Origin of the sequence: Chitinimonas sp. BJYL2, from assembly GCF_027257935.1 — a bacterium.
Lineage (GTDB): Bacteria > Pseudomonadota > Gammaproteobacteria > Burkholderiales > Chitinimonadaceae > Chitinimonas.
In genome coordinates, this window is record NZ_JANZKW010000005.1 from 160,666 (window position 1) to 177,383 (window position 16,718).

The 16,718-nt window shown below is 59.5% G+C and carries 13 protein-coding genes; 11 read left to right on the top strand and 2 right to left on the bottom strand.

The genetic code is table 11. The annotated features are described in order from the left end of the window. Positions 1–40 precede the first annotated feature (40 nt). The gene (locus O9X62_RS14785) at positions 41–1,273 is read left to right on the top strand and encodes a YihY family inner membrane protein (RefSeq protein WP_269533700.1); all 1,233 of its coding nucleotides are present in this window, start codon (positions 41–43) and stop codon (positions 1,271–1,273) included. On the opposite strand, the gene O9X62_RS14790 is transcribed toward O9X62_RS14785, so the two are convergent. Both O9X62_RS14790 and bioA read right to left on the bottom strand, forming a co-directional pair. Continuing rightward, positions 1,270–2,844 (bottom strand): hypothetical protein, encoded by a 1,575-nt coding sequence (locus O9X62_RS14790; protein ID WP_269533701.1) that lies wholly within the window; start codon positions 2,842–2,844, stop codon positions 1,270–1,272. The genes O9X62_RS14785 and O9X62_RS14790 overlap by 4 nt on opposite strands. 57 nt (positions 2,845–2,901) lie before the next feature. Continuing rightward, positions 2,902–4,218, bottom strand: coding sequence for an adenosylmethionine--8-amino-7-oxononanoate transaminase (gene bioA / locus O9X62_RS14795; RefSeq protein ID WP_269533702.1), 1,317 nt, complete (start codon positions 4,216–4,218; stop codon positions 2,902–2,904). Positions 4,219–4,378: 160 nt separating this feature from the next. Between bioA and O9X62_RS14800 the strand changes: the two genes are divergently transcribed. From O9X62_RS14800 to O9X62_RS14845, 10 genes are all read left to right on the top strand, one after another. Further along, a complete protein-coding gene (locus O9X62_RS14800) occupies positions 4,379–4,759 on the top strand; it encodes a DUF423 domain-containing protein (RefSeq protein WP_269533703.1) in 381 nt (126 codons plus the stop codon). 185 nt (positions 4,760–4,944) lie between these two features. After that, entirely contained in the window at positions 4,945–5,235 is a 291-nt protein-coding gene (gene groES, locus O9X62_RS14805; protein ID WP_269533704.1) for a co-chaperone GroES, read from the top strand. A gap of 131 nt (positions 5,236–5,366) precedes the next feature. Further along, the gene (gene groL, locus O9X62_RS14810; RefSeq protein WP_269533705.1) at positions 5,367–7,007 is read left to right on the top strand and encodes a chaperonin GroEL; all 1,641 of its coding nucleotides are present in this window, start codon (positions 5,367–5,369) and stop codon (positions 7,005–7,007) included. A 176-nt stretch (positions 7,008–7,183) separates the two neighbouring features. Further along, positions 7,184–9,478 carry a hypothetical protein gene (locus O9X62_RS14815; protein WP_269533706.1) on the top strand — a complete coding sequence of 765 codons (2,295 nt, stop codon included), beginning with the start codon at positions 7,184–7,186 and terminating at the stop codon, positions 9,476–9,478. A 183-nt stretch (positions 9,479–9,661) separates the two neighbouring features. Next, positions 9,662–10,066, top strand: a complete 405-nt coding sequence (locus O9X62_RS14820; protein ID WP_269533707.1) for a type IV pilin protein — start codon at positions 9,662–9,664, stop codon at positions 10,064–10,066. A 1-nt stretch (position 10,067) separates the two neighbouring features. Further along, positions 10,068–10,595 carry a GspH/FimT family pseudopilin gene (locus O9X62_RS14825; protein WP_269533708.1) on the top strand — a complete coding sequence of 176 codons (528 nt, stop codon included), beginning with the start codon at positions 10,068–10,070 and terminating at the stop codon, positions 10,593–10,595. Next, entirely contained in the window at positions 10,592–11,020 is a 429-nt protein-coding gene (locus O9X62_RS14830; RefSeq protein WP_269533709.1) for a hypothetical protein, read from the top strand. The genes O9X62_RS14825 and O9X62_RS14830 overlap by 4 nt, the downstream gene beginning before the upstream one ends. A 9-nt stretch (positions 11,021–11,029) precedes the next feature. Next, positions 11,030–12,100 (top strand): PilW family protein, encoded by a 1,071-nt coding sequence (locus tag O9X62_RS14835; protein WP_269533710.1) that lies wholly within the window; start codon positions 11,030–11,032, stop codon positions 12,098–12,100. Next, positions 12,097–12,711, top strand: a complete 615-nt coding sequence (locus tag O9X62_RS14840) for a hypothetical protein (RefSeq protein WP_269533711.1) — start codon at positions 12,097–12,099, stop codon at positions 12,709–12,711. The genes O9X62_RS14835 and O9X62_RS14840 overlap by 4 nt, the downstream gene beginning before the upstream one ends. A gap of 68 nt (positions 12,712–12,779) precedes the next feature. Beyond that, positions 12,780–16,652, top strand: a complete 3,873-nt coding sequence (locus tag O9X62_RS14845) for a pilus assembly protein (protein ID WP_269533712.1) — start codon at positions 12,780–12,782, stop codon at positions 16,650–16,652. Positions 16,653–16,718: the final 66 nt, after the last annotated feature.

The window sequence follows — 16,718 nt, forward strand, 5'->3', positions numbered from 1 at the left end:
CCTGTTTCCTTGTGCCGCTCCTGAAAGCCCGATCCGCCTCATGCCCAGCCTGTCCGACTACCGCCGCCAACTGATCAGCAATCTGCCTGCGCCGCTGGATTTCGCCCTGTTCCTGTTCCGGCGCCTGCGCGAAGCCCGCTGTCTGGATGCCGCCGGCAGCCTCACCTTTACCACCCTGCTGGCCCTGGTGCCGTTCCTGACGATTGCGCTGACGACCATCGCCGCCTTCCCGATGTTCGAAGATGTCTCCACGCGCTTCAAGATTTTCCTGCTGACCAATCTGGTGCCGGATTCGGCCGGGCGCATCATCACCGTGTATATGCGCCAGTTCACCGAGAACACCGGCAAGCTAACCGCCGTGGGCATGGCCACGCTGGGACTCACGGCGCTGGCGATGATCAACACCATCGATCGCAGCTTCAACCGGATATGGCGCATCGAGCGCTCGCGTCCCTGGCTGACCAAGACACTGACCTACTGGGCCATGTTGACCCTGGGCCCCCTGCTGCTGGGCGTGGGGCTGACGCTGGCGGGCTGGCTCTCGGAACAGGTGGATAACACCGGGCTGGCCTTCGTGCTCAGCAGCGGCGGCATCTTTCTGGCACTGGCGGGCTTTACCTTGCTGTACCGCATGGTGCCCAACTGCCCGGTCCCGACCTCGCATGCCTTGGCAGGCGCCACATTCACGACCGGCGCGCTGATGGCAATGAAGGCACTGTTCGGGCTGTACGTGAAGAAATTTGCCTCGTTCAAGCTGATCTACGGCGCCTTCGCCAGCCTGCCCATCTTCCTGATCTGGCTCTACCTGATCTGGGTGATCGTGCTCGCGGGCGCGGTACTCAGTGCGGCACTCTCCTACTGGCACGGTGAAGCCTGGCGACGCCGGCCGCATCCGGGCCAGCAGCTCTATGACGCAACCCGCCTGCTGCTCAAACTGGACGACGCCCGCCGCGATGGCAAGACGCTGAGCGTGCACCGCCTGCGCCGTGCCCTGTCGCTGGGGCAGGACGAACTGTTTGCCTTGCTGGAGAAGCTGGCCGAGAAAGGCTGGACCCAGCCCACCCGACAAGATGGCTGGGTGCTGGCCACCGCACTGGAACGCATCACCCTGGCTGAGCTCTACCACCTGCTGGTGACCCGCCCGGTGGCCCCCCCTCGCGCCAGCGATAGTCTGCATGAGCTACTCAGCGAGCGCTTCCAGCAGATCGACATGACGCTGGACACCACGCTGGCCGAGCTGGCCCGCAAGCAGCGCGGTCAGGCTGACGCCTAACTCACGAACTCGAAGGACTCAAAGCCCACCGCCTGCTCATGCAGGCGCATGGCTCGCACTGTGCGCTCGCCGGATTCCGTGTAGATCAGCAGCTCGCGCATGGGGCCGAAGGAGCCACGCGCGGCCACAATCAAGGGCGGCTGTTTGAGTGGCGCCACCTCGGGCAGGATCAGACAGGGCTGGAAGGTGGCACCGGCATGAGCAATGGTGGGGCGCAGCATGCCCGGCTCGCCACCCGGTGCCAGTATCTGTACGCCCACCTCCACCGTATCGGCATCCTCCATCGCCTGCAGCCAGCGGATGCAACCCACCAGCCAGGCCTCGCCGGGATGCGCACGCAGGCCGACGATATCCCCGACACGGTAACCGCCGTGCTGGGGCAAGGGCTGCAAGCGCAGCGCATAGCCACCGGGGCTTTCGTTGATGACCATCCAGGCGTCCGGCGCCCCATAGACGGTGCCGGCCACACTTTGCGGGCCGGATTCGGTGATTTCGATTTCATCACCCAACACCACCGGTTGCAGCAAGGGTTGCGAGCCATTCAGATAGAAGGCTGTCATCCGCATGCCCCCCGTCATCTCCACCTTGGCATTGGCGCGGATGCGAGGAAACGTACGCTTGGGGGGAATACTCCACTGCCGTGATACACGCCGCAGCAGGTCGATCCAGGTCTGCGCCTTGGCGCGATCATTCACGGTGGGCAGCTTCTGTTCCACCGAGGCCATGGCTTTGTGCAGCTGCCGGGCCATTTCTACCGTATCGAGCAGGATCGCATTGCTGCGATCCACCTCCAGCGGCCGCTGACCCACGAACTCCGGGGCCATATCGCTTTCCAGGCGGATCAAAAAGCAGCCTGCCGGGCTGGGCGTGGTGCTCATGGGCTGAAAGCTCGCCATGGCACCGTAGCTCTTGATCAGATCCTGGATCTTTTCATGCTCTAGCGGATGAAAACGGTACGGGTCCACCAGCGCCAACAGCAGCATCTGTTTGTACATGCCGCCGATGGTCTTGATCGGGTGATCGGCACTCTCGGGCAAATCAATGAGCTTGTGCTGGATCACGTAGCGGAAGAGCGCGTGTATCTCATACCAGACGCCGGGTGGTACTGGCAGGTAGCTACGCGCACACACCCACAGCAGCTTGTTGTGATTGGTGAACAGCGACAGGATCAGCTCGGGAATCTGCTTGTTACCCAGGCTGAACCGCGCCGACAGACGATCGCGCAGGATCAGCTTGTAGGCATTCAAAAGTTCGAGGCGCAGATTGCGCGCCAGCGCAGCCGCCTGTCGGGCCTTCTCCTTGGCGGGTGCCGCGGCGGAGGCATAGGTACCCTCCAGCGGCGCATCGAGCAGATCGATGGCAACCTGATAGTGCTCGACCAGCTTGAAGCGCGCGTCCTGATCGAGCTTGATCCGGTTCAGTGTCGTCAAAGCGTCATAGATCGCCCGTGCCGTCTCCAGCACATTGGCCGGCGGCAAGGAGACCAGCCAGGCCTTCACGGCCTTGGGGTTGGTTTCAACCGAAATGGCCGAGCCGCTGATCGGCTCCGGCACAGTGAGTTCGAGCGTCATAAGATTCGCGATGGCATACCTGTATTGTTCATAGCCCAAGTCGTCGCCCTAGGCGAGCTAGCGCAGCCCCTGATCGAGCAAATCCTGCATCACGGCAAAGGCCTGTCGTAATTGTGCGGGAGTAATGACATAAGGGGGCATCAGGTAGACCGTATTGCCCACCGGTCGCAACAGCAAGCCGCGCGCCAGTGCTGTGCTGAACCAGCGGCCGGCAAAGCCCGGCTCCGCATTGGCAACCTCATAGGCCCAGATCATCCCCAGCTGGCGCGGGTGCCGCACATCAGGGTGCGCAGCCAGCCGGGCAAAGTCCGTCGCCACGGCGGCGGCAGTCTGGCGGTTCTGCACCAGCACGTCATCGTCTGCAAAGATCGCCAGCACTTCGAGCGCGGCACGGCAGGCCAATGCGTTACCGGTATAACTATGGCTGTGCAGGAAGCCGCGCGTCACATCGTCGTCGTAAAACGCTGCGTAGACCTCATCTGTCGTCAGCACGGCCGACAAAGGCAGGTAGCCGCCGGTAATGCCCTTGGACAGGCAGATGAAATCCGCGCGGATGCTTGCTTGCTCGCACGCGAACATCGTCCCCGTACGGCCAAAGCCCATGGCGATCTCATCGGCAATCAGGTGTACGCCGTATTCATCGCACAGTGCGCGCGCACGACGCAGATAGGCTGGGTGGTACATCGCCATGCCGGCAGCGCCCTGGCACAGGGGCTCGACAATCAATGCGGCCAGCTCGCCGGCTTGCCGCTGGAACAACCTCTCCAGATCGTCGGCCGCCCGCAGCGCATAGGCTTCGGCGCTCTCGCCTGCGTCGGCCAGGCGCCAGTCAGGTGACATCACGCGGTGCGTTGCGCGCAGCAAGGGGGCGTAGGTGGCGCTGAACAAGGGCACATCGGTCACGCTGAGTGCACCGAGGGTCTCGCCGTGATAGCTGTTCTGCAGGCTCACAAAGCCCGTCTTGTGATCCTGGCCGCGGTTGCGCCAATAGTGGTAACTCATCTTGAGCGCGATTTCGGTCGCGCTGGCGCCATCCGAACCGTAGAACGCATGCCCCAGCCCTGTCAGGCGAGCGAGCTTTTCCGATAGCTCGACAACAGGCTGCTGGGTAAAGCCCGCCAGTATCACGTGCTCCAGCTTGCCGAGCTGATCCACCAATGCCGCGTTGATACGCGGATTGGCATGGCCGAACAGGTTGACCCACCAGCTGCTCACGCCGTCCAGAAAACGATGGCCCTCAAAATCCTCCAGCCACACACCTTCGCCGCGCGACACCGGCACGATGGGCAGACTTTCATGGCGCTTCATCTGGGTACAGGGGTGCCACACGGCCTGTCGGCTGCGGGCAAGCCACTCGTCGTTACGCGAACTCATGCTGCAGTGAACCTGTCTGTGTCAGCCAATGCTGCGGTGGGGAGCGCTTGTACGTGGCTTGCCTCGGGCTGTAAAGCTTTGCCGCCACGGTGTCGCACCCTTACCACCAATAAGCCGATCTGGCTTAGGCTCTCCCCCTGTCCCGCAACCGGAATCCACCGTGAATCGCCCTCTGATCCTGTTTGCCGCCCTCGGCGGCTTTAGTGGCGTTGCACTCGGCGCGTTTGCCGCCCACGGCCTCAAGCACAGCCTCCCCCCCGATATGCTGCCCGTCTTCCAGACCGGCACGCACTACCAGCTATTGCATAGTTTGGCCCTCCTTGCCCTGGGCCTGGCCGGCAGCCCGCTGGGCAAATACGGCCACTGGGCAGGGCATGCCTTTGCTGCAGGCATCGTGCTGTTTTCGGGCAGTCTTTACCTGCTGGCGCTGACCGGTATTCGACCGCTCGGCGCCATCACCCCGCTCGGCGGCCTGGCCTTTCTGGCTGGCTGGGCCTGCCTGGCACTGGCTGGCTGGCGCCACCGCGCCGACGGCAACTGAGCGCGTACCACTTGGACCCTGCGCTTATTCATCAATATTCATCCACCAACGATCCCCTGCTCTTGAAATGGACATGGGCCGCCCCTATCATTAGCACTCGTTAGCAATGAGTGCTAACAGCAGATATCGAACCCTTTGATTTTTGCCTGTTATGGCATTCACACGTTTTCCATCAGGAGCACACCATGAAGATTCGTCCCCTGCACGACCGCGTTGTCATCAAGCGCGTCGAAGCCGAAGAAAAGACCGCCTCGGGCATCGTTCTGCCAGGCAATGCTGCTGAAAAGCCCGACATGGGCGAAGTGGTATCGGTCGGTACCGGCAAGATCCTTGAAAACGGCTCGGTCCGCGCCCTGCAGGTCAAGGCTGGCGACAAGGTGATCTTCGGCAAGTACAGCGGCCAGACCGTGAAGGTAGATGGCAACGAACTGCTGGTCATGCGCGAAGAAGACATCATGGGCGTGGTAGAAGCCTGAGGCTCTGCGGCCATTCGCCCCGCGCCTTGCGGCGCGCGATAGACCACCCCACACCCCGGCCCTTTCCCCTTGAAGGGAAATGGGAAGCGTGCCCAAAGGCACGTTTTAGATAGCGAATTGGAGAAATTGAAATGGCAGCTAAAGAAGTCAAATTCGGTGATTCCGCCCGCGCCAAAATGGTCGCCGGCGTCAATGTGCTGGCCGATGCCGTCAAGGTCACCCTGGGCCCCAAGGGTCGCAACGTCGTGCTGGAGCGCTCGTTCGGCGCCCCGACCATCACCAAGGACGGCGTGTCTGTTGCCAAGGAAATCGAACTGAAGGACAAGTTCGAAAACATGGGCGCCCAGCTGGTCAAGGAAGTCGCTTCCAAGACTTCCGATATCGCCGGTGACGGCACCACCACCGCCACGGTGCTGGCTCAAGCCATCGTCGCCGAAGGCATGAAGTACGTCGCCGCCGGTTTCAACCCGACGGACCTGAAGCGCGGTATCGACAAGGCCGTGGTTGGCCTGGTTGCCGAGCTGAAGAAGATCGCCAAGCCCACCACCACCTCCAAGGAAATCGCCCAGGTCGGTTCGATCTCGGCCAACTCCGATGAAGACATCGGCCAGATCATCGCCAACGCGATGGACAAGGTCGGCAAGGAAGGCGTCATCACCGTTGAAGATGGCTCCAGCCTGGAAAACCAGCTCGAAACCGTGGAAGGCATGCAGTTCGACCGCGGCTACCTGAGCCCCTACTTCATCAACAATCCGGACAAGCAGATCGCTTCGCTGGAAAACCCCTTCGTGCTGCTGTTCGACAAGAAGATCAGCAACATCCGCGACCTGCTGCCGGTGCTGGAGCAAGTGGCCAAGTCGGGTCGTCCGCTGCTGATCATTGCTGAAGACGTCGAAGGCGAAGCCCTGGCTACCCTGGTGGTCAACACCATCCGCGGCATCCTCAAGGTCGTGGCTGTGAAGGCCCCTGGCTTTGGCGACCGCCGCAAAGCCATGCTGGAAGACATCGCCATCCTGACCGGCGGTACCGTGATCGCCGAAGAAGTCGGCCTGACGCTCGAAAAGGCCACCCTGGCCGAACTGGGCCAAGCCAAGCGCGTCGAGATCGGCAAGGAAAACACCACCATCATCGACGGTGTTGGCAAGGCTGAACTGATCCAGGCCCGTGTCGCCCAGATCAACAAGCAGATCGAAGAGTCGACCAGCGACTACGACCGCGAAAAGCTGCAAGAGCGCAAGGCCAAGCTGGCCGGCGGTGTTGCCGTGATCAAGGTTGGCGCCGCCACCGAAGTCGAAATGAAGGAAAAGAAAGCTCGCGTCGAAGATGCGCTGCACGCTACCCGCGCCGCCGTTGAAGAAGGCATCGTGGCCGGCGGTGGCGTTGCCCTGCTGCGCGCCCGTGCCAACCTGGGCAAGATCGACACCCTGAACCACGATCAGGAACAAGGCGTGAAGATCGTGCTGAAGGCCATCGAAGCCCCGCTGCGCCAGATCGTGGCCAACGCCGGCGACGAGCCGAGCGTGGTCATCAACAAGGTGCTCGAAGGCGCTGCCAACTTCGGCTACAACGCCGCCACCGGTGAGTACGGCGACATGGTCGAACAAGGCGTTCTGGATCCGGCCAAGGTCACACGCTCGGCCCTGCAACACGCCGCTTCGGTTGCCGGCCTGCTGCTGACCACCGACTGCATGATCGCCGAACTGCCGAAGGATGATGCACCGGCAGGTGGTGGCATGGGCGGTATGGGTGGTATGGGCGGGATGGATATGTAATCCCGGCTCTACAACAGCCAAAGCAAAGAAGCCCCGCAAATGCGGGGCTTCTTTTTGCCAAATTGCAAAGATTCATGCCAACATGCTAAAAATGTCATTGATGTAATTTATTCTGGCATTAAACGGTTTCAATACCGTTCCTGCGATTGTCAGCAAATTATTCAGAGGAAACCGATATGCGTGCGACGAGCGATATGATTGCACCCATGGGACTCAAGGCATGGTTATTGGCGGCGTCATTGCTGCTGAGTTCCTGCGGCGGCCCTGGTGGAGCGAGTCAAGACAACAACACCGGCACAACCCCGCCGCCGTCTCCGACCCCAGCCAGTGTGACCATCGTCGCCAGCAGCACGACTCTCAATTCCGATGGCACCACGCCAGTTGCATTGTCAATTCTGGTCAAGAATAAAGACAATCAGGCACTGGCCGATCAAGCCGTCAGCGTGACCGCAGACTCCGGCCTTATTGCCCCCGGTGGCGAACTGAAAACCAACACCAATGGCGTTGCTACGGTTAATTTGCAAACGGCAGGTGATCCGTCCAATCGCAACATTAAAGTGGTGGCGGTTTCTGGTGCGGTACGTGATGAATTAACGGTCGCCGTCGCGGGTACACAAGTCATTCCATCTACCGAAAGCGCAGCCACCATTTTCAATCAAAATGTTGGCTTCTCGGCAAAGGTGGTGGACTCGGCCGGCAAGGCAATTGCCAACAAGACGGTGAAGATTACCTCGTCGGCAGGCAACAAGATCACGGCTGCCAGCCAGTCTGCTGATGGCACTTTGAGCGCGACGACAGATGCCACTGGCTCTGTCAGCCTGCAAATCACCGGCACCAAGCCAGGCAATGACACGATCCGCCTGGAATCCATGGGTGCGTCTGCTGCGGTCACCCTGAACGTCAACAGCGCAAACTTGCAGATCACCTCCCCCGCTGATGGTGCTGCGTTCCCAGTAGGTCAGACTGTCGAGGTCAGCGCACTCTGGCAAGAAAACGGCGTTGCCGTTGCAGGTCGCAAGCTGAACTTCTCGGCCACCCGCGGCACGCTCGCTCAGGGCTCGGTCACAACGGATGCCGGCGGCATTGCAAAAACCACCATCCAGTCCAGCCTTGCAGGTAACGCCATCATCCAGGTGAGCGCAGAGAGCGGCTCGCCCGTCACCACCCGGAATATTTCCTTTGTTGCCATCTCCGGCTATCGCGTCGATCTGCAGGCAGACAAGACGACTGTTGCCGTATTCAAGGCCAACTCCGCCGACAGCCTTGCCACCATTCGCGCAACCGTCCGCGACTCGAACAACAACCTCGTCAAGGGCGCCCGTGTCGAGTTCGGTCTTCAGGACGTAACCCGTGGTTCGCTGAACGTACCGCAGAGCGTGACCAACGATGATGGCGTCGCCTCCGTAACCTACACGGCCGGTAGCAGCAACAGCCAGCAAAATGGCGTTGTGGTGACCGCGACCATGAAGGATGTCAATGGCGTACCCGTCAGCGGCGCGTCCAATACATCCGCCTCTATCCAGCTAACCGTGGGCGGACAAGCCTTGTTCATCCGCCTTGGTCAGACCAACCGCGTCTCCGGCGATACCAACCTCAACGTCAAGGACATTACCGCCATCGTCACCGATGCTGCCGGCAATCCGGTGAAAGATGTTTCGGTGCAGTTCCGCTGGCGCCCCACGCAGTTCAGCAAGGGCTACTTTGTGGCGGGTGCAGAAAGCTGGTTCAACGTGGAGTCCAAAGTTTGTCTAAGCGAAGACAAGGACCCGCTCAACGGCGTACTCGACCCGAGCGAGGATGTGAACGGTGATGGCGTCTTGACTCCGGGTCTGGTAGCCAACATTGAACAGAACAAGACCACGGATGCTTCGGGTGTTGCCATCGCGAAACTGACCTACCCCAAAGTGTACGCACTGTGGGTCGAAGGGATCGTGGAGGCCACCGTTCAGGTGAGCGGTACAGAGAGCCGCGCCTACATCCCCGCGTTCTATCTGCCCGGCTTGGCTGCGGATTACAACGACATCAAGATCACCCCGCCGTCTCAAGACGTGGTGCGTACGCTCAACCAGAAGCTGACGACAACGACCAACACGACCACGACCTACAGTGCAACACCAAAGTCGGGTTGCGATATTGCCGTAAGCCAAGCCGCACCTTACGGCTTTGACACAACGGCATGCGTGATCTCCGACGCCGGCAACTGGGTTCAAGGTGCCATCAAGGCCAGCATCCCGCAGGTGATCGAAGGTCCAACGACGTCGACCAACGAGGTTACTGCACCAGGCTTGGCCAGCTCGGCAAACTATGTGCTGTCGCGTACCGCAGCAGCCTGTTTGGCGGGTGATTCGAGCTTCGGTTACTGCATTACCGAGCGGACACAGAAGATCGACGTCAGCTACACCACCTCCACTGTTCGTGGTGTGCCCGGCAGCCCCTTCGGAGCCTCCGCGGTGTGTACCAACAAAGACTGACTCACGCGCATCATGCAAACAATAAAAGCCCCTCGCGGGGCTTTTATTGTTTGATGCTCCTAGAATGAAGCAGCCGCCCGAGCCTGTGCGCCGCTCATCCGTCCAAAATTGCCATCAATCCAGGTCATTTCCTTCTTGTAAATTTACCGACGACAATACCAACGTCATCAGAGGATGCTCGACATGAACAAGCACCAAGGCTTCACCCTTATTGAACTCATGATTGTGGTCGCCATCATCGGCATCCTCGCTGCGATTGCTGTACCGCAATACAACGACTACGTGCTGCGCGGCAAAATATCCGAAGCACATGGCGAGCTGAGTACTGCACGGACTCGCATGGAGCAGTACTTTGCGGATAACCGCACCTATGTGGGCGGTCCTTGCACAGGTGCCGCACCCAAATACTTTACCTATGCCTGCAGCCCCGCTGCGACGGCCTCCGCATTTACCATTGTCGCGACCGGCTTGGCCAATGAAGGATTGAGCGGCGTATCTTTCACCATCAATCAGAATGATGATCGCCGCACCGTGATCGATAGCACGACGCACAACTGCTGGCTGAGCAGCAAGAAAGGCAGCTGCTGACATGTCAAGCCGCGGGTTCACCCTGATCGAGATGATGGTCACGATTGCCCTGCTGACCATCGCGCTGGGCATCGCCGTGCCCGAGATGCGCAGCTGGCTCGAGATACGCAAGACCCGCGCAGCGGCGGAAGCGCTACTGGACGGCGTTCGGCTCGCGCGCCAGGAGGCCCTCACCCGCAATGCCGGCGTCGAGTTTCGTTACGATAGCGCCACCCGCACATGGGCAATAGGCTGTGCGGCGGTCACCACCACCTGTCCCGCCACCATCCGCAGTCGCGAAGTTTACCGGGCGGGCAATAGCACCAGCATCACGGTCAACCCTACTGGCACCAGCATTCTCACCTTTACCGGCATAGGCACTCGACGCGCAACCAACGCCGATACCTCGGCCCCGATGCAACTGCTGACCGCGTCCAGCACGCTTTCCAGCATTGATCAGGAGTACGCCATTGCCATCACGGCAGGCGGCCAGAACAAGCTCTGCGACCCTGCTGTCGCGACCGCGGGAGATCCCAGAAAATGTCCATGAGATACACCTGTCACCACCGTAACCGGCAACAGGCCATCGGCACCCAGTCGGGTGTGATCATGCTGGAGGCGCTCATCGCGATTGTTCTGTTCTCGGTCGCATTGATCGGCCTGATGGGCATCCAGGCACGCGCCGTGAACCTGTCAGAGCAGGCAAAGTATCGTGCCGACGCCAGTTTTCTGGCTAACCAGATTGTCGGCATCATGCTGGCGGACCAGAACCGCGCATCCGCGTTCGACGACGATAGCGGCTCAACCGAAGAAAAGCGGGATGAATGGATTGCCGAGGTCGAGGACAAACTCCCTAACGGCACCGGCAGTATTGAAGTCAATGGCACTCAGGTCACCATTGCGATCGGTTGGCGCGCCCCCAATGAGGCTCAGGCCCACCAATACAGCATGACAACACAAGTCAACTACAACTGAGGCCGCACCGTGAACAGATCTCGTGCAATTGAATCCGGGTTCAGCCTGATTGAGCTACTCGTTGGCTTGGCCATTGGCGCGATCGGGTTGCTGGTTGTCAGCCAGGCGTTCGTGATTGCCGATGGCCAAAAGCGCCGTACCAGTTCAGGTGCCGACTCCCAAACGACCGGGGTGCTCTCCACGTTCATACTGGAACGTGATATTCGTCAGGCGGGTTATGGTATTACCGACGGCCCGATTTTGGGCTGCACCGCCTTGGCCGTGGACAAGGCGGTGGATGCCACCACGACAATGCAGATTGATCTGGCACCAGTTCGCATCATCGCCGGGGCGGGCTCTGCGCCTGACACGATTCGCGTCAGTTATAGCACCAGTGAATCCCGGTTGATTCCAGCCCAGCTGACCTCGCCGAATAACGGCAACAACGCCAACTACAAGGTGAATAGCCGCGCAGGCTTCTGTCCCGGTGATGTGACGCTGCTGGCAGAAGAGGGTAATCCGTACTGTGTGATTGCGCAGGTCACGGGCATCCCGGGTACGCCTGGCCAGACCGACAATATCATCCACAACCCCGGCAACTACGATTCCGACTGCGGCGCCGGCCCGAAGGTCGACGATCAGTACAACCCCCCTGGTGGCGTGACCTTTCCGCCCGCCGCCACGGATACCAATTTCGGCGTCGGCACCAGCCTCTACAATCTGGGTGCGCTGCCCATCACCAATACCTACGCCATTCAGAATGCTGCACTGACCTTGAATAACACACCCATCGCGGAGAACGTGGTCAATCTGAAAGGCTGGTTCGGCAAAGACACGAATAACGATGGGGTGGTCGATACCTTCGATAAGGTTACCCCGACCACGCCCGCCGGCTGGCGCCAGATCCGCACCTTACGTTTTGCCACGGTCATTCGTGGTCAAGCACAGGAAAACACACTGGTCACTCCGGCGACCTTGCCGCTCTGGTCTGGCACAGGCGCCCCCACCATTACGCTCTCGGATGCTGAGCGTCGTTATCGGTACCGCGTGTATCAAACCACGGTGCCGTTGCGCAATCTTTTCTGGGCCAACCCGTCATGAAAACGCTCCACTCCTCTCGTGAAACTGGCTTCGTCCTATTCATCACGCTGGTTCTGATGGTCTTGATGTCCATTGCCGGCATTGCCGTGCTGCGCGCAGTCGATAGCAGCAATGCGGTGTCCAACAATATTGCCTTCAGGCAGTCCGCGCTGCAAACGGCAGAGGTTGCCACCAATGCCGCCGTGGCATGGATGAGGGCTAACCGCAGCCTGCTCAGCCAGAACCAGACAGCCAGCGGCTACTACGCCGCCGTCCCGGATAGTGGAACAGATGCCTTAGGTGATCGCACCACGGTATTGACAGACAACATCGACTGGTACGCCAACCAGGCAACGGCCCCTTACAAGCCCAGTACTTTGGTAGCGGATGGAAATGGCAATCGCTACGCCTACGTAATCCATCGCCTCTGTCGGGTGGTGGGTGACTTTAACGCCAGCGGGAATGATTGTGCGCTCGCGGGCTCTGGCAACAAGTCGTTCAGCAGCAAAGGAGAAGCGGCTTACGGCAACTTTGCCTTGGGCAGCTCTGCGGCGGTCTATTACCGCATCACCACCCGCATTGTCGGCCCACGGGATGCCGAGAGCTTCACGCAGACCGTACTTCGCCTCTGATTTCCGGCTTTCTTCATTCGATCAAGTGCCGTGCCACGCGATCCCACCGGGCTCGCAGGAGATAGAAAATGACTACGCGTAACCGACTTCAGCAACTACTGGTTGGATTGTTATGCCTCGGCCAGTTGCTGCCTGCCAATGCAGCGCTCACCGAGATTGCAAATTACCCGCTGGGGATTGATGTCACCCCACCAGTCAAGCCCAATCTGCTGTTCATTCTTGATGACTCCGGGAGCATGGGGCAGGACTACACGCCGGACTACGTCGTGAGCAATTACCATTGCAACGCGCACTACGATATCGATAGCTGGCGCACGGGATGCCGGCTTGGCGAAGTCCCCTATATGGCATCGGGCTTCAATTCTCAGTACTACAACCCTGAGTTGCGCTATGCGCCGCCAAAAAAAGCGGATGGAACCAGTTTTCCCAACGCCAACGCAGAAGCGGTTAACACCTCCTCGGATCGCTTTGCGACTGGTGGAACCATCAACCTGCTCAAGAACTACCCGGAAGTTGAGTATTGCAGCGAACCAGACCCAACCGACAGCAATAAATGCCGGCGCAATCTGACGGGATATACCTATCCAAACAGTACCTACTTTTATGCCCGCCTCATCAATTACACCAATGGCGACTATTACTCCCGCACCGCAGAGAATAGCCCATACTATTTCTTGACGACGACCCCGCCGATCTGGTGTAGCGATACAGCCAAAACCATCTGCCAGGCCAGCCGCACGGCGGTCTTTAGATACCCTAGCTATCAGAGTCTGAGTCAGTCGGGTGTCAAGCCCACGGCCGTAGTCACCATCGAGCGCCTGGATACGATGGATGTTGGCAGCATCAAAGTAGGGGCCATTGAAATCTTCTCCGGCGCAGCGGCAACTGAGAGCGGCAGCAATGCAGCGTCGCGCAATGCATTTGCGCAGTTGCTGGTCACCAGAATCAATGCGAGTGGGACTGGTTTTACCGCAGCACAAACCACAACCGCCTCTGGCACGGGTAGCGCCAGGATCACTATCACTGGCCCCAACTTCTCGGCCGATATCAATAATGTAACCCCCGCCATCAATAACGGCGCGGGCGCTGATTCCAATATCGATTCGAGCAAGTTCAGCGGCGGCGTTGCCGAGGTGTCCACCACCGGTGCAGTATTCCAGCGAGTCGATATCGTGCCGGCCACAACCAGCTACACCAAGTACACCAAGCGCACTGACTGTGCGGGTAGTTCGTGTACCTATGCCGAGGAGCTGCAGAACTTCGCCAACTGGTACCAGTACTACCGCACCCGCATGCTGTCCATGAAATCGTCGGCCTCCGCAGCCTTCTATAACCTTTCTGACCAGTTCCGTGTGGGCTTCTCGGTCATCTCCAAAGGCTCGGGTGATGAATCGGCCACCAATACCGTGGACGATCTGGCAATTTCGGATTTTGATACGACGCACAAGGCAACTTGGTTCGCGCGTTTGCTCTCCGCGCGCGCACACTCTTACACACCACTGCGCGGAGCACTGTCGCGCGCAGGGCAACTTTATGCTGGCAAGTGGGGCACCGACCCCATCCAGTACAGCTGCCAGCAGAACTTTACGCTGCTGACAACTGACGGCTACTGGAACACGAACGCGGAACTGCCTACCTTTGGTCCGTATGACGCCAGCGGCGCCGAAGTAGGTGACGCAGACAGCGGTAAAGGTGCGCCATTCCAGGACACCTTCGCCGGCACCGGCTACAGCAATACGCTGGCAGACGTAGCAATGCACTATTACACCAACGATCTGCGGGGTGAAGCCACCATGCCCGGCAGGCAGAACATGGTGACCTTCACCTTGGGTCTAGGTGTCGACGGTATCCTCAAGTACAGCGATGCGTACCAGTCGGGTGGCTCCATTGACTACAACAAGATTCTCAACGGCACGCTGTCATGGCCCAACCCGATTGCCAACGCCGCCGAGCAGCGGATTGATGACCTCTGGCATGCAGCCGTCAATGGTCGTGGCACCTACTTCAGCGCCAAAGATCCCGACACAGTCGCCACCTCCTTGTCCAAAGCGCTAAGCCAGCTCGAAGCGAAGGTCGGCGCGGCATCCGCTGCGGCCACCAGTAACCTGGAGCCTGTTGCCGGGGATAACTTTGCTTACGTGGCCAGCTACGAGACCAAGACTTGGGTCGGCAATGTGCAAGCCCTGGAGATTGACTTGATTCGTGGCACGCTGGCGGAGACGCCAACATGGGAAACGCAGCCCTTGCTGGATGCAAAGGCCGTGGCCGGCACGCGTACCATTTACAAGTTTGACTCGGGCGCTACCAATAACCGGGAGCCGTTCACTTGGGCTAACCTGACGGCGGCTGAACAAGCCTACTTCAACCCGACTCAACTCTCCCAATGCACCACTGGCTGCACCGGCGTCAACAGCGAGTACCTTTACAACTTCCTGATCAAAGGTGCGGGCGATACCAGTACCAAACTACGTGCGCGGGACCATGTCTTAGGGGACGTGGTGAATACGCAACCCGTCTTCGTCGGCGCACCCAAGTTCAGCTATGCCGATGCCGGTTACAGCAGCTTCAAGACAACACATGAGACACGGTCGCCCGTTTTGTATGTCGCCGCCAATGACGGCATGTTGCATGCCTTCGATGCAACCAAGGACAGCACCGGCGGCAATGAGTTGTGGGCCTATGTCCCTACCGAGGTTCTACCCAATCTGCACAAGCTGGCGGACACCAACTATGAAAACAACCATCGCTATTACGTAGACGGGCACCTGACCGTTGGCGACGTCTACGACGGCTCGGCTTGGCGGACGATTCTGGTGGGCGGTCTCGGTGCCGGTGGTCGTAGCTTCTTCGCGCTGGACGTTACCTCGCCAACCAACCCCAAGATGCTCTGGGAATTCACAGACACCCATATGGGGCTTGCCTTCGGCAATCCGCTGATTACCAAGCTTGCCGATGGCAAGTGGGTTGTACTGGTGTCCTCGGGCTACAACAATGTCACAGGTTCCGGTGATGGTCAGGGACGTCTTTACGCCATCAATGCCGTGACCGGGGTTAAAGAGTTCGACATCTCGACCGGTGTGGGCTCCACCACCACCCCAAGTGGCTTGGGCAAGATCAACGGCTGGGTTGAGGATGCCGTTCGCGACAACACCACCAAGTGGGTTTATGGCGGTGACAATCTCGGCAATGTATGGCGGTTCGATATCAACAACACGATCGACCCCGCTGGACGCGAGGCCTTCAAGGTGGTTGAAACCGGCCAACCCATTACCACCAAGGTTGAACTAGGCGAGAGTGCGGGTGGCCTGCGTATGGTGCTGTTCGGCACAGGGCGGCTGCTGGGTCTCTCTGACCGAAGCAATACGGACCAACAAACCATCTACTCAGTAAGTGATAAGGGGAATGGTACTTTCGGGCTGGCCCACGAAACGCTCACCACACCACGGGCCGCGGGTAGCCCATTGGTCCAACAAACGCTGACAAACCAAGTGGTAGCGACAGGTGTCGATGCAGGCAAGACCATCCGTGTTGCCTCTTCCAATGCAGTAGATCTGGACACCAAGCGCGGTTGCTATGTCGACCTGCCTGAACCCGGCGAACGCATCAACATTGACCCCAAGCTGCAACTCGGTGTGTTTGTGCTGGCCAGTAACAAGCCTGAGAGCTCTGCCTGTACCTCGGGCGGGGAGAGCTGGCTGTATCAGATTGACTATCAGAACTGCCAACAGGCTGGCTTGCTGCAGGATGGCATAACTACCTATGCCGCCACCAAGATCGCCAACGCGCTAGCCGTGGGTATCAATATCGTTCGGCTACCGGGCATGAAGACAGTGGTTCTGACACGGACCTCGGACAACCAGAACCAGACCATGGGCTTGGGGAATTCGGGCTCACTGCCCACCGAGCGCCGCGTTTCCTGGCGTGAGTTGATTCGGGATTAAGCATTCCACGCTCCCAAAGAAAACGGCCCGGTACGGGCCGTTTTCTTTTCCCAGGTGCATCAAGCA